The sequence below is a fragment of the Sporosarcina sp. GTC18466 genome (assembly GCF_055389225.1).
The window spans coordinates 167383-181716 of sequence record NZ_AP044037.1 but is presented as its reverse complement, the minus strand read 5'-3'; the positions used below and the strand labels follow the sequence as shown (position 1 = coordinate 181716).

General features: G+C 50.2%; 15 protein-coding genes. All 15 read right to left on the bottom strand.

Annotation, left to right across the window (positions count from 1 at the left end):
- Positions 1 to 378: 378 nt before the first annotated feature.
- Positions 379 to 2463 carry a type I DNA topoisomerase gene (gene topA / locus ACZ5FK_RS00875; RefSeq protein WP_464806039.1) on the bottom strand — a complete coding sequence of 695 codons (2085 nt, stop codon included), beginning with the start codon at positions 2461 to 2463 and terminating at the stop codon, positions 379 to 381.
- Between the two features lie 183 nt (positions 2464 to 2646).
- Entirely contained in the window at positions 2647 to 3513 is an 867-nt protein-coding gene (gene dprA, locus ACZ5FK_RS00870; protein ID WP_464806038.1) for a DNA-processing protein DprA, read from the bottom strand.
- 75 nt (positions 3514 to 3588) lie between these two features.
- Positions 3589 to 4491, bottom strand: coding sequence for a succinate--CoA ligase subunit alpha (gene sucD, locus ACZ5FK_RS00865; RefSeq protein ID WP_464806037.1), 903 nt, complete (start codon positions 4489 to 4491; stop codon positions 3589 to 3591).
- 18 nt (positions 4492 to 4509) lie between these two features.
- Positions 4510 to 5670: an ADP-forming succinate--CoA ligase subunit beta gene (gene sucC / locus ACZ5FK_RS00860; protein ID WP_464806036.1), complete on the bottom strand. Its 1161-nt coding sequence runs from the start codon at positions 5668 to 5670 to the stop codon at positions 4510 to 4512.
- 117 nt (positions 5671 to 5787) lie between these two features.
- Positions 5788 to 6072 (bottom strand): EscU/YscU/HrcU family type III secretion system export apparatus switch protein, encoded by a 285-nt coding sequence (locus ACZ5FK_RS00855; protein WP_464806035.1) that lies wholly within the window; start codon positions 6070 to 6072, stop codon positions 5788 to 5790.
- Positions 6069 to 8096, bottom strand: coding sequence for a hypothetical protein (locus ACZ5FK_RS00850; protein ID WP_464806034.1), 2028 nt, complete (start codon positions 8094 to 8096; stop codon positions 6069 to 6071). The genes ACZ5FK_RS00855 and ACZ5FK_RS00850 overlap by 4 nt, the downstream gene beginning before the upstream one ends.
- On the bottom strand, positions 8038 to 8874 hold the full coding sequence (locus tag ACZ5FK_RS00845) for a ribonuclease HII (RefSeq protein ID WP_464806033.1): 837 nt from the start codon (positions 8872 to 8874) through the stop codon (positions 8038 to 8040). The genes ACZ5FK_RS00850 and ACZ5FK_RS00845 overlap by 59 nt, the downstream gene beginning before the upstream one ends.
- Positions 8875 to 8970: 96 nt before the next feature.
- A complete protein-coding gene (gene ylqF, locus ACZ5FK_RS00840) occupies positions 8971 to 9852 on the bottom strand; it encodes a ribosome biogenesis GTPase YlqF (protein ID WP_464806032.1) in 882 nt (293 codons plus the stop codon).
- A 20-nt stretch (positions 9853 to 9872) separates the two neighbouring features.
- A complete protein-coding gene (lepB, locus tag ACZ5FK_RS00835) occupies positions 9873 to 10433 on the bottom strand; it encodes a signal peptidase I (RefSeq protein ID WP_464806031.1) in 561 nt (186 codons plus the stop codon).
- Between the two features lie 105 nt (positions 10434 to 10538).
- Entirely contained in the window at positions 10539 to 10883 is a 345-nt protein-coding gene (gene rplS / locus ACZ5FK_RS00830; protein ID WP_464806030.1) for a 50S ribosomal protein L19, read from the bottom strand.
- 130 nt (positions 10884 to 11013) lie between these two features.
- A complete protein-coding gene (trmD, locus tag ACZ5FK_RS00825) occupies positions 11014 to 11754 on the bottom strand; it encodes a tRNA (guanosine(37)-N1)-methyltransferase TrmD (protein WP_464807323.1) in 741 nt (246 codons plus the stop codon).
- The gene (gene rimM / locus ACZ5FK_RS00820) at positions 11754 to 12269 is read right to left on the bottom strand and encodes a ribosome maturation factor RimM (protein ID WP_464806029.1); all 516 of its coding nucleotides are present in this window, start codon (positions 12267 to 12269) and stop codon (positions 11754 to 11756) included. Before rimM ends, trmD begins: the two co-directional genes overlap by 1 nt.
- Before the next feature lie 81 nt (positions 12270 to 12350).
- The gene (locus ACZ5FK_RS00815) at positions 12351 to 12584 is read right to left on the bottom strand and encodes a KH domain-containing protein (RefSeq protein WP_464806028.1); all 234 of its coding nucleotides are present in this window, start codon (positions 12582 to 12584) and stop codon (positions 12351 to 12353) included.
- 15 nt (positions 12585 to 12599) lie between these two features.
- The gene (gene rpsP, locus ACZ5FK_RS00810; RefSeq protein ID WP_464806027.1) at positions 12600 to 12872 is read right to left on the bottom strand and encodes a 30S ribosomal protein S16; all 273 of its coding nucleotides are present in this window, start codon (positions 12870 to 12872) and stop codon (positions 12600 to 12602) included.
- Between the two features lie 104 nt (positions 12873 to 12976).
- Positions 12977 to 14332 (bottom strand): signal recognition particle protein, encoded by a 1356-nt coding sequence (gene ffh, locus ACZ5FK_RS00805; RefSeq protein WP_464806026.1) that lies wholly within the window; start codon positions 14330 to 14332, stop codon positions 12977 to 12979.
- Positions 14333 to 14334: the final 2 nt, after the last annotated feature.

The window sequence follows — 14334 nt, the reverse complement described above, 5'->3', positions numbered from 1 at the left end:
TATACCAGAAAAATGAATTAACATGCAATAATATGTAATGGTAATTTTTAGAATGCATCTCTTTTCTAGAATTCATGAATACTTGAAAATCTCGACTACTCACTCTTTTCAAAAGTCATCCACGATTCACTATACCTTATCCAATACTCGCAGTGCAATAGATTCGTTTTGATGTTATAGCATTTATGTTCGTTTTTCAATAATTAGTCACAGTTTGTTCAATTTCCAGTTATCCTATCCATTTATTTTACAACAAGAAAGAGCTGCCCTGAAGTAAGGGCAGCATCTCATGTGTATGGCAAAGCACGTGTTGTACACTCCGTACACAGCTCGGATCAATCACATTGCCTTAAAAGGATTAGCGACATGATGATCAGGTTATTCTTGGACGGCTTCCTTGTAGTCGCACTCTGTACATTGGATCTGGACGCCTTTTTTAAGGCGTTTTTCGACTAACGTACTCTCACACTTCGGACAAGGACGGGAAATCGGCTTATCCCACGACACATATTCGCACTCTGGGTACCGGTCGCATCCGTAGAAGATCCGTTTTGTTTTGCTCTTGCGTTCTACGACCTGGCCTTCTTTGCAAGAAGGGCAGGTCACACCGATCGGTTTGACGATCGCTTTTGTATTTCGGCAATCCGGGAAGTTTGAACAAGCCATGAATTTACCGTAACGGCCCATCTTGAAGACCATGGGCGAACCGCATTTTTCACAATCTTCACCCGCCGGTTCGTCTTTGATCTCAATCTTCTCCATCTCTTCGTCAGCCACTTTCAAGTGCTGCTCAAACTCCTGGTAGAAGTTGTCTATGACGTGCTTCCACGGCACTTCCCCTTCTTCTACAGAGTCCAGGTTCTTCTCCATATCTGCTGTGAATTCAATATTCACGATATCGGGGAAATATTGGCTGACTGCCTGATGCACGATCTCGCCAAGCTCCGTCGGCACGAAACGTTTCGCGTCCAGCGTGACATATCCTCTCTTCTGGATCGTATCAAGCGTCGGTGCATACGTCGATGGCCGCCCGATACCCAGTTCTTCCAGCGTCTTTACGAGGCGCGCTTCCGAATAGCGCGGAGGCGGCTGCGTGAAGTGCTGTTTCGGATCGATGTCCTGGCTCTTGACTTTTTCGTCCTTCTCAAGCGGCGGAAGGATCGAATCCTTTTCCTCTGCCTGGTCATCGTCACCCTCAATATATACTTTCATGAAACCTTGGAACTTCACTTCAGAACCGCTCGCACGGAACCGGACGTCCCCATTTGCCAGGTCCGCCGTCACGGTATCAAGGATGGCAGGAGCCATCTGGCTTGCGACGAATCGTTCCCAAATCAGCTTATAGAGCCGGTACTGGTCGCGCGACAGATATTCCTTCATCGCCTGCGGTGTGCGCATGACAGACGTCGGGCGGACTGCTTCGTGGGCGTCCTGTGTATTTGCGCCTTCCTTCGCTTTCGGCTTAGCGGTTGTACCGGTTGCGCTGAATTCCTTGCCATACATCGTATCGACGAATGATTTCGCCTCAGTGCGTGCGGTTTCGGAAATCCGGGTGGAGTCGGTACGCATATAGCTGATCAAACCGACGCTGCCTTCTTTGCCGATCGTGATCCCTTCGTATAGCTGCTGCGCAAGCATCATCGTCTTCCGTGCCCGGAAATTGAGTTTACGGGCAGCCTCCTGCTGGAGGGAGGATGTCGTGAATGGCGGAGAGGGATTGCGTTTACGCTCTTTTTTGACAACGTTTACAATTTCAAATTCATTGCCATCCAGCTTCCCGAGGACAGCATCCACTTGATCCTTATCCGTCAGTTTCACTTTACTTTCTCGATCGCCATAATACGAGGCGTCGAATGACTTGCCGCCCTTTTCGAACTTCCCGGTAATCGTCCAATATTCTTCAGGCTGAAATTCCTTGATTTCCTTTTCCCGATCGATGATCAGCCGGAGCGCAACAGATTGTACACGGCCCGCAGACAAACCCTTCTTCACCTTTTTCCAAAGGATCGGACTGATGTTATAGCCGACCAGTCGGTCCAGCACGCGTCTCGCCTGCTGTGCATCCACCCGGTTGATATTGATGGCTCGCGGATGCTTGAATGATTCCTTGATGGCGTCTTTCGTTATTTCGTTGAAAACGACCCGGCAATCGGAATCGACATCGATGCCGAGCTGATGGGCGAGATGCCACGCGATTGCTTCCCCTTCGCGGTCAGGGTCGGCTGCGAGAAAGACTTTTTTCGCTTTTTTTGCTTCTTTCTTCAGTTCCTGCAAGATCGGGCCTTTCCCGCGGACTGTAATGTATTTCGGTTCATAATTATTTTCGGTATCCACGCCCATCTGGCTGCGCGGCAAATCGCGCAAATGCCCGATAGAAGCGAGAACTTTATACTTTTTTCCTAAGTACCGTTCGATCGTCTTCGCTTTCGCGGGCGATTCAACTATCACTAAGTAATCTGCCATGATTTTATCCTCCTCATAGAGGTTCACTATGCTATCTTAAACAAGTTATCGAAGTTTCAATTCACCATGTTTATCGGATTGCGAACTCAAATGATTATCTGTTGCGTAATGTATAACAGATTCGGAGGAAAATCAACCTTTTCAATTAGATCCCCGTTTTCATATGCAAATTCGAGCATCCATTCAGTCAAGCTGAAAACCGTTCCAGACAGGTCTTGCGCCTTCATCGATTAATCTGTTAGGGCCGTGTGACAAAGTCGATGTGATAGGGCCTGGAACGGCATAAACCGTCTTGCCATGCTCCAGGGCGTGATCAATCGTGATCATTGTACCGCTTTTTTCTGCCGCTTCCGTCACAACAACAGCATCTGAAAGTCCGCTGATAATCCGGTTTCGCATCGGAAACGTCCATCGGGCCGGCTTGACATAAGGCGGATATTCCGTCAGCAGCAGATGATTTTGGGCAATGACTTCCGCGAGCTTCCGGTTTTCTCTTGGATAGAGATGGGAAAAGCCATGCCCGAGAACAGCGATCGTCTTGCCGCCGTAGAAAATTGCCGATTCATGGGCATATGTGTCGGCTCCTCTTGCAAGTCCAGAGACGATGACCGCCCCTTTTTCGACAAGAGGCGGCGCAATGAAGGCGAGTGCCTCTTTCGTGTAGTCTGTCGCCTTGCGTGAGCCGATGACAGCGACTTTTTGTTCAGCGGTTAGTAGCGCAAGGTCCCCTTTGGCGTACAGGACGGCAGGAGGATCGATCATCTGCTTTAAAATGGATGGATAAAGAGTGTGAGTAAAAGGGATAGGGGTTATTGATTGCTTTTCATAGAGGTCTGCAAGCGGGGTGTGTGCAAGCTCCTGGATATGCGAGCGGATCCGTTCCGCCTTCTTTCTGTCAATGCCTAGCAATTCAGCAATTCTGCCGGATTTAGCCGCCATGAGTTCTCGAAGAGTGGGGTCGTTCTTCAGAAGCGATTCAAACCTGTTGCCAGGCGCCGGATAAATATAATGAAGCAACAGAAGACGATGTTCCATTTCACGTAGCAGCATGCCATCCTCCTTGAACGTATTTTTGCTTATAGGAAAATGCAGTATGCCCTTTCGGCATACTGCATCGCCTGTTCATTAATGAGTTTTACACTTATCGTAGAGGCCTTTTTCCTTGATGACTTTAATAAGTGTTTCACCGATCACTGATGGAGTGTCCGCAACTTCAATGCCTGCGTCACGCATTGCCTTGATCTTCTCCTCAGCAGTACCCTTGCCGCCGGAAATGATGGCGCCAGCATGGCCCATACGCTTTCCTGGAGGCGCAGTCTGGCCGCCGATGAAGCCGACAACCGGTTTTGTCATGTTGGCCTTGATCCATGCAGCTGCCTCTTCCTCAGCAGTACCGCCGATCTCGCCGATCATGACGACCGCATATGTGTCGGGATCTTCATTGAATTCCTTTAAGACATCGATGAAGTTTGTGCCATTGACCGGGTCTCCGCCGATGCCGACTGCAGTCGACTGGCCGATTCCTTCTTGGCTCAACTGATGAGTCGCTTCGTATGTGAGCGTACCAGAACGCGAAATGACACCGACATGCCCTTTTGTGTGGATGTAGCCAGGCATGATGCCGATTTTGCACTCGTCCGGCGTGATGACGCCAGGACAGTTCGGTCCGACAAGGCGAGTTTTCTTGCCTTCCATATAACGGACCACTTTTACCATGTCGAGAACAGGGATGTGTTCCGTGATACAGATTGTCATATCAAGTTCAGCGTCAACAGCTTCCAGGATCGCATCTGCTGCGAACGGAGCTGGTACGTAGATGACGGAAACATTCGCGCCAGTCGCTTTGACCGCTTCTTCCACAGTATTGAAGACAGGAACGCCTTCCACTTCTGTGCCGCCTTTGCCCGGTGTTACGCCACCGACGATTTTCGTGCCGTATTCAAGCATTTGTTTCGTATGGAACAATGCAGTTGAACCGGTAATCCCTTGTACGATTACTTTCGTATCTTTATTAATATAAATTGACATCGTTTGTCCCTGCCTTTCTTAGCCTACGAGTTCAACAATCTTTTGTGCACCATCCGCCATTGTATCGGCTGCGATGATGTTAATACCTGATTCACCGAGCAAAGCCTTGCCCTTTTCGACGTTTGTTCCTTCCAAACGGACGACAAGAGGTACGCTGAGTCCGACTTCTTTAGCTGCAGTGATGACGCCTTCTGCGATAACATCACACTTCATGATGCCGCCGAAGATGTTGACAAAGATCCCTTTGACATGTTTGTCGGAAAGGATGATCTTGAATGCTTCGGTAACTTTTTCAGCAGTCGCGCCGCCCCCAACGTCAAGGAAGTTCGCGGGTGATCCGCCATAGTAGTTGATCGTATCCATCGTAGCCATCGCAAGGCCTGCACCGTTTACCATGCAGCCGATGTTGCCATCAAGCGAGATGTAGCTGAGGTCGTATTTGGATGCTTCGATTTCTTTTGGATCCTCTTCGTCGAAGTCACGGAGTTCCATGACATCTTTATGACGGTACAATGCGTTATCGTCGAAGTTGAATTTTGCGTCCAGCGCGACAACGTTATCGTCACCTGTCACAACAAGCGGGTTGATCTCGACGATTGAAGCGTCCTTCTCGATGAATGCCTGGTAAAGACCCATCATGAATTTAGCCGCTTTGTTTACAAGATGAGCTGGGATGTTCATGTTGAATGCCATGCGTCTTGCCTGGAAACCTGCAAGGCCGATCACTGGGTCGATAACTTCGCGGAAGATCTTTTCCGGAGATTTTTCAGCGACTTCCTCGATGTCCATGCCGCCTTCTTCAGATCCCATAAGTGTTACACGGTCTGTTGCACGGTCGATGACGAGGCCGATGTAGTATTCCTTGCGGATATCGGATCCCTCTTCGATGTAAAGACGCTTGACTTCCTTGCCTTCCGGACCTGTCTGATGCGTGACAAGCGTTTTGCCAAGCAATTCTTTCGCATACTCACGCACTTCGTCTAGGCTCTTCGCAATTTTGACGCCGCCCGCTTTACCGCGGCCGCCCGCATGGATTTGCGCTTTGACAACGACAACATCCGTACCGAGTTCTTTTGCCGCTTTTACAGCTTCGTCAGGGGAAAACGCAACATGGCCGTTCGGCACAGAAACACCGAACTCGCGCAGCAGCTGTTTTCCTTGATATTCATGGATATTCATCTTACATCCTCCAATCGAACTTGTAACTATAATTAACTGCCGTATCTATTGTAGTAAACATGTCATATATTGTCCACAATTGTATTCCGTACTGGCGCGTTTTTTCGACAGATCCTTTCAGCGTCCGCCTTCAAACCTGCGCTCCACCTGATAAATATAGGCAAACACTTCAGCGACAGCCTGGTATAGCTGCTCTGGGATCGACTCGTTGATATCCAGAGCACCGAGCATTTCGACAAGGCTCGGGTCCTGCTGGATCGGTACATCATTCTCTTCCGCCTTCCGCAGGATATTCTCGGCAATCATGCCTTTCCCTTTCGCAACGACTTTCGGAGCGCCGAGCCCGTTTGGATCATACGACAATGCGACGGCTTCCGAACGGACATGCTTCTTCTCTTTCATATTCTGAAATCCACTCCATTCCCGTCTTGAAACCGTTTCGGCTTGCTTTGCGTTGTAGGAAGCCTCTCTTCAATAGGCTTGAAGAAAACACCGGACAGCTGGTAACCCGCAGACAGCAGCCCCTCTTTCAAGCGTGACTGCAATGGAAGTCCGATTACGCTGAGTGCCTCATGCTCATTAAAGACAGTCACAGTCACCACTTTATTTTGGACCTGCATATCGACAATAGTCGATTTCAGTTTTTCAAGATCTAAATAGAAAAGGACCCGTGCATAGTCCGGATCGATTTTGTCATCCTCTTTCATCCTGCCGTTCCATTGCAGGGTGGCGTCGATTTTCTTGCCGAAGAGCTCTAGGGGCACTTGCATGACAAGTTGCTGGTTCATGCCTGTATCCCCTGACAGGAGGGAAGGGCCATTGAGCCGCGCGACAGCCGCTTCAGCAAGGTCTCTGATGCCTGGAGGGACAGCCGCCTCACTGAGAAGCGCAAGGAGCTGCGGCTTGAGCGTCTGCGATAAGTTTTCCGGTTCCGCGCCTTTTCCTGTAATTCCCGCTTCATAATGAAAGCCGAATGATTTGATGATGAATCGCACCGTTTCTTTGATGAACGTGCCATCGACCGCATCCGCGGCCTTCGCAGATGAAAGCAGTGCCGCTTCCTTGATTGCCGGCTTTTCTGACTGCGCGGCAAGGTTCGCCAGGTCAGGCAGACGTTCTTTCAAGTCGTCTCCTCCAAGCATGCGCACGACCGGATCCGCTGCTGCGCCCGGGGGAAGCTGTAACTGCGAGGCGGCGATATGCCGGATCAGTGTGCTGGACAACTGTAGCATCCTTTGATCGTTGAACGGCTCTTTTGGCAAAGATTCCGAAAGACGGACGATCATCTGCTGAACCTGCTCCTTCACCTCGGCAGGAAATGTCCTTTCAGCTGCGACAGCTTCTTGTAAGGTCCTAAGTGTCGACTCAAGGTTCGCTGTTTTCCCGAAAATCTCTCCAAGCGTCCGCATGATCGTTTCCTCTGGAGATGTCCTCGCTGCGGGTTGCCCGGATGCCATTTCATTTATGCTGGCAGATTGTCCGGCCGAAGGTACTGTTTGCGGCTGGCTGTTTATCGCCGGCTGGACTTCACCGGTCCCCTTTGCCTGCATAGCTGGCATCTGCTGTCCCTTCTCTAGCGATCCTTCAGCCGTCCTGCCCGGAACATTCTCAGCGGCAAGGCTTGCAAGCACGGATTGCAGATTGGCGATAGATGTGCGTTGCGGAAGAATGCCGCCTTCCTTCAGCAACTGAAGGAATTGGAACTTCATTTCAACAGGAGTGCCGGGTTCCAGCATTTTCAATACAGCTTCATTGAGTATTGTCTTGCCGACCATGGCCTCGGTTTGACCGGTGGCCCCTTGGATCGTTTGCAGGATCGCTTCCTTCATGTGCACCGGAAGCGATCCGTCACTCTGCAACTCTCCCCGCAAAGCGGAAAGTAGTGCATGCAGGCCTTCTTTCGTTTCCACGCCGAGGATTGACCGGAAATTCATCTCTGTAAGGGGCAGTTTCATCTCCAGCAATTTGCGGATTGCAGACAGTGCCTGAGGACGATCCTCTGCAGGCGTTTTGCTGAGCAGTGCTGCCGATGCAAGAAGCTGGTCCTTAGAGACCGGAATCCTCTCTTTCATTACGAGCGCCACGATGCTTTGCATTTCGGCCGTTTTTGGCAGTTGAAGCGTCTCCAGAAGATTTGCCAGCTGCTTTGACGGGCCTGCATCTGGCTGCATGGGACCCGTTATGATCTTCAGTTGCAGTTCCGGCTCTGTGGACTTCACTTGGAAGTAATAAGAATCTCCCGCTTTCATCGGTACTTCCAATTTCGCCATCATCGTCGTCCCTCCGATTTTCACCTCCGCCATCTGGCCAGGGTACAGCTGCTTCACCTGCCCATGGAACATCTGGCCTTCCCGCAGGCTGATCGGTTTAGATCCGGCCTGGACGCCCGCCTGCGAACTCAAGCGGCTGATCAGGGGATTGTCCATACTGCTCCGCCCTCCTTTCGGCTGCAGCCCTGACAGGGGAGAAGGACAACCTGTGAATCTCACAAGGACCATACAGCTCTAGCGCTTTTAGATGCTCCTCCGTCCCGTATCCTGCATTCTGCTTAAAATTATATACCGGATATTGTTCGTCCCACTGCTTCATCAGACGGTCTCTTGCCGTCTTCGCCAAAATGGAAGCCGCTGCAATCGAAAGGCTTTTCTCATCCCCTTTGACAATTGAGACGGATTCACAGCCGACTGTCAGCTTCATGGCGTCCGCCAAAACGATATCGGGGGCAGTTTCCAAACTGTAGACCGCTTTCTCCATGGAGTCTCGTGTCGCCGCATAGATGTTCATAGTGTCGATAGCAGAGGAAGACTGGACATGGACAGAATAACTCACCGCAATCTCTTTGATTAGCCGTTCCAGGCGCTCCCTTTCCTGCCTTGCGATTTTTTTCGAGTCATCCAGACCGACAAGTTCCATGCACTTCTCAGGAAGGATCACCGCTGCGCAGACGACAGGGCCTGCCAGGGGGCCCCTGCCCGCCTCATCGATACCGGCCAGCTTAGCGCCGGGGAACGGCTTGTAAGAGCTGTCAAAAGCGATTTTCTCACAATGCTGCCGTTCCTTCTCGAGCCGTTTCGAATAATTCCTCCGCCAGCGCACCCATTCCTTTTGGACGCCTTTCCGTGTATCTTCCTCAAGCGCCTCCATCCATTGCTCGGGCTTATCCGCAGCTGCCAGAAGATCTGCTATCTCCTTCACTGTTTTCATCTGACCACCGTCCTTCTGAACTGTTTCTCTATCTCTTATTATCGGATTTCCTGCGGTATCGTGAAGCCGCCTGCAAAAAAGGCCGAGACCCACGGATCAGTCCGTGTGCGTCTCAGCCTCCTGTTCTAACTGGTCGCTTACAAAGTCAAATGTCAACTTGCCCAGGAGTTCGCTTCTGATTTCCTGGACAATCAATTCAGCGACCTTTTCATAGTCGATTTCCCCGCCTGCGGCATAAATTTTCCGCATCTCGCCAATCGCATCGAAAACACCTGCGATATCGTCTCCTACTGCCGCGATGCCGTATCTTGCCTGCAGACGCTCTGGATAGTGAGCTTCCAGAAAACGAAGGCCGTAGACGGCAAGGTTTTCCATATTGACAATGGTATCTTTGATGGCTCCGGTGAGTGCTAATTTATAGCCAACCGACTGATCTTCGAATTTCGGCCACAGTATGCCTGGAGTATCGAGCAATTCAAGCTCTTTGCCGAATTTAATCCATTGCTGCGCTTTCGTCACGCCAGGTTTGTTTCCTGTCTTTGCGATGTTCTTTTTTGCAAGACGGTTGATAAGTGTGGATTTGCCCACATTCGGTATGCCGACGATCATCGCCCGGATTGCACCCGGCCGGATGCCCCGGCTTTTCATCCGTTCGATTTTCGGTGCTAATATCTCTTTCGCCGCTTTAGTGACCGCCATCAAACCTTTTCCTTCAAAAGAATTGATGGCAACCGCCTTTTGGCCTTTCCTTTCAAAATAACTGATCCATTTTGCAGTTTCCTGAGCATCCGCAAGGTCCATCTTGTTCAGGATGAGCAGTCTCGGTTTTTGCCCAATCACCTCATCAATCATCGGGTTTCTAGAGGAAAGGGGAAGTCTCGCATCGATCAGCTCAAAAACGATGTCAACAAGTTTCAGCTGCTCACTGACTTCCCGGCGAGCTTTCGCCATATGTCCCGGGAACCATTGTATTGTCATTATCAAATCAGTCCTTTTCGTCAGTCTACAGTTCCGAAATCTTTGATCGGCCAGAAAACCAGTTTCGTGCTGCCGATGATTTCGTCAATCCGGACAGCGCCGATATGCCTGGAGTCCTTGCTCTTTCTTCGGTTGTCCCCCATGACAAATACATACCCTTCCGGAACCGTCTCCCTGTCGATCTTCTCTTCAAGTGTAAAATCTTCTGTCAGCGGTCCATCGTCGGTGATTTCAGCCTTATATTCATCCAAATAGGGCTCTTCGTAAGGCTCGCCATTTATGTACAGCACATCATCTTGATATTCAAGCCGGTCTCCGGGCAGGCCGATGACCCGTTTGATATAATCCTTTTGTTCAGGAGCGTGAAATACGACAATGTCAAAGCGTTTCGGACTGCCGATCGTATAGCCGATCTTATTGACAATCATCCGGTCTCCATGTTCCAGCGTCGGCATCATCGATATGCCGTCGACTACAATCGGAGTGAATAAAAAAAGGCGGATGACGGCAGCCAGCCCGAAGGCGATCAGAAGGGCTTTTATCCATTCCAGCGTTTCGTTTTTCTGTTTTTTCTCTTCCATCCTCTTTAGCCTCCCGGATCCATCTGTTTTCATTGTACCCGCTAACCTGTTTTCAGGCAAAAAGAAAGGAGGCCAATCGATTGGCCTCCTCCGTAACTCTTATGATTATCGGATTTCTTTGATACGGGCAGCTTTTCCGCGAAGGTTGCGAAGGTAGTACAATTTCGCACGGCGTACTTTACCACGGCGAGTCACTTCAATTTTAGCGATTTTCGGTGTGTGTACAGGGAATGTACGCTCAACGCCGACACCGTTAGAAATTTTGCGGACTGTGAAAGTTTCACTGATTCCGCCGCCGCGACGCTTGATGACTACACCTTCAAAAATCTGGATCCGTTCGCGTGTACCCTCGATGATTTTCACGTGAAGGCGCACTGTGTCGCCAGGACGGAAAGTAGGAATATCCGAACGTAGCTGGTCTTTTGTTACTTCTGCAATAATGTTTTGCATTTTGTTTTCTCTCCTTCTCCTCAGATGCTCTTGCCCAATCGCATGTGCAGCGGAACACCCGTCGATACGGCTTCACATAGAAGCACATTGTACATGATACCACAGATGAAGGGGCCATGCAAGATGGTCCTTATCCGTCTTTTTGCTGCTTCAGGCGCTGCAGCACTTTTTTCTGATGATCGCTGAGTGGTGCTGCTTCAAGAAGATCCCGCCTGCGCTCAAACGTCCTGCGCAGTGACTGCTCCTCGCGCCACTTGTCGATTTCGGCATGGTTGCCGGACAGCAGCACGTCTGGCACTTTCATCCCCTTAAAATCCGCAGGGCGTGTATACTGGGGATGCTCAAGCAGGCCGGTCGAGAACGAATCGAGCAAGGGGGAATCCGTATTTCCGAGCACGTCCGGCAATAGGCGGACGACACTGTCGATCATCGCCATCGAGGCGATCTCTCCGCCTGTGAGCACAAAGTCGCCAAGCGAAAGCTCATCAGTGACAAGATGCTCCCGAATCCGTTCATCATAACCTTCGTAATGGCCGCAGATGAAGATGAGCTGATCCTCCTTGGCCAGCTCTTCCGCCTTCTTTTGCGTGAAGGTCTCGCCTTGCGGGCACATGAGGATGATCCGTGGCCTTTTCTCCATGTTAGCGGTCAGATCTTCGACAGCCGCAAACAGAGGCTCGGGCTTCAACACCATGCCCGCTCCGCCTCCGTAAGGATAATCATCTACCTTCTTATGCTTGTTCGGCGAATATTCACGGAAATCCACTACCCGGAACGATGCCGCCCCATTCTCCTGCGCCTTCTTCATGATCGAGGAATGCAGCACCCCTTCGAACATTTCAGGGAAAAGGGAAAGCACATCGATATGCATCATGATAAAAGGCCCTCGAGAGGGTCGATCACAATCTTTTTCTCTTCAATATCGATTTCTTTGACGACATCTTCAATGTACGGGATGTAATGAGGTTTCCCCTCGGCCGGCTGGACGGCCCAGACATCATTTGAACCGGTCTCAATGATTTCGGTAACTTTGCCGAGCTCCTTACCCTCCACCGTATAGACAGCACAGCCGATGATCTCATGGTAGTAGAATTCGCCTTCCTCAAGATCACCCAGCTGGTCTTCGGATACTTTCAGAATGCCGTCCCGATATTTTTCGACATCATTGATATTCGAATGTCCTTCAAAAGTCAGCAGGTCGAAATTTTTGTGCCTGCGGTGGCTTTTCACGATAAGAGTCACCGGCTTCTTCTCATGCGGCATGAATAATGACAGACGGCTCCCTGCCGCATAACGCTCTTCAGGGAAGTCAGTCCTTGATATGACACGGACCTCTCCCTGGATTCCGTGTGTATTGACGATTTTCCCTACATTGAACCATTCCATAAGCAGACATTCCTCCATTCAAGGGTTTTTCACTGTCCGGTCCGAATAGACGAAAAAAGGAAGAAACAGAAGTTCCTCCCCTTAGTCGATTATGTCTACGTACACTCTTTTGCTGTGGTGACTGCCTGCTGCTGAATAAACAATAGTACGTATCGCTTTCGCCACCCGGCCCTGCTTTCCAATCACTTTACCCATATCTTCAGGATGGACGGAAAGTTGATAAGTAATCCGGTGCTGCTGCTCATCCATCTCAATCCGGACATTCTCCGGATAATCGACCAATGGCTTTACGATTGTTTCAATCAGCTGCTTCATGTCCACCCCTCCTGCTTACTTGCCGTATTTTGCGTTATGGAATTTCTCCATGATGCCTTGTTCGGAAAACAGGTTGCGTACTGTATCAGACGGTTTCGCGCCGTCTTGAAGCCATTTAAGTGCCAATTCTTCATTGATCTTCACTTCTGCAGGCTTTGTTAGCGGGTTGTAAGTACCGACTGTTTCGATTTGGCGGCCGTCACGTGGTGAACGGGAATCCGCTACGACAATACGATAGAAAGGAGATTTCTTAGCTCCCATACGTTTTAGACGAATTTTTACTGACATGTTGAGTTGCACCTCCGAATAGTTTCACACAAGATAGTATATTATCAAGCTTTATCATGTTTGTAAAGTGTTTTTTCTTAACACCTTGTTTTTTGTCCTGCGGCTTACTTGAAAAGCGAATCGAGGCTCGGCATTTTCATTTTCTTTTTGCCTTTTTGCTGCATGTTCGTCATCTGTTTGACCATCTTCTTCATGTCCTCGAATTGCTTCAGGAGACGGTTCACTTCCTGGATGGACGTGCCTGATCCTCTGGCGATCCGCTTCTTGCGGTTCGCATTGATGATCTCGGGCGTAGCCCTCTCCTCTTTCGTCATCGAATAGATGACAGCTTCGACGCGGCCCATCTGGCTCTCATCCACCTGTGCATTTTCAATTCCTTTGATCTTATTGAATCCAGGCATCATTTTGAGCAGTTCATCAAGCGGTCCCATTTTCCGGACCTGCTGGAGCTGATCGAGAAAATCATCGAGCGTGAATGTCTGCGTGCGGAATTTCTGCTCCAGTTCCTTCGCTTTTTCCTCATCCACATTGGCCTGCGCTTTCTCAATGAGGGACATGACATCACCCATACCGAGGATCCGCTGCGCCATTCGCTCAGGATGAAACGCCTCAAGCGCATCCATTTTCTCGCCCATCCCGACGAACTTGATCGGTTTTTGTGTTACAGAACGGATGGAAAGTGCTGCACCGCCGCGTGTATCACCATCAAGTTTTGTCAAGACGACGCCTGTGATGCCGATCGCTTCATCAAATGATTTCGCGACATTGACAGCATCCTGCCCTGTCATGGCATCGACGACAAGGAAAACTTCATCAGGCTTGGTGAGTTCCCTAATATCTTTCAATTCCTGCATGAGCGCTTCATCGACATGAAGACGTCCCGCCGTGTCGACGATGACTACGTCGTTATGTTCCCGGTCCGCCTCGTCAAGGGCCTGCCGGACAATCTCGACTGGGGAGATATCGGTGCCGCGGGAAAAGACCGGGATCGACAACTGCTTTCCGAGCGTCTCAAGCTGCTGGATCGCGGCAGGCCGGTAAATATCCGCAGCGACGAGCAGCGGCTGCTTATTGTGTTTTTTGCGCAGCACTGTCGCAAGTTTCCCGGAAGTTGTCGTCTTACCGGCCCCTTGAAGTCCAACCATCATGATGACAGTAGGCGGTTTGCGCGAAAACTGGATCGGATTTTGTTCCCCGCCCATCAGATTGGTCAGTTCATCCCGAACAATTTTCACAACCTGCTGGCCCGGCGTCAAGCTCTTCATGACATCCTGGCCGACAGCCCGCTCGCTGACAGTCTTAACGAATTCCTTGACGACTTTCAAGTTGACGTCCGCTTCGATTAGCGCAAATCGCACTTCCCGCATCATCTCTTTGACATCTGTCTCGCTGATCTTGCCTTTGCCCGTTATTTTCTGAAGCGTCCCTTGCAGGCGCTGTGCCAACCCTTCAAATGCCATGC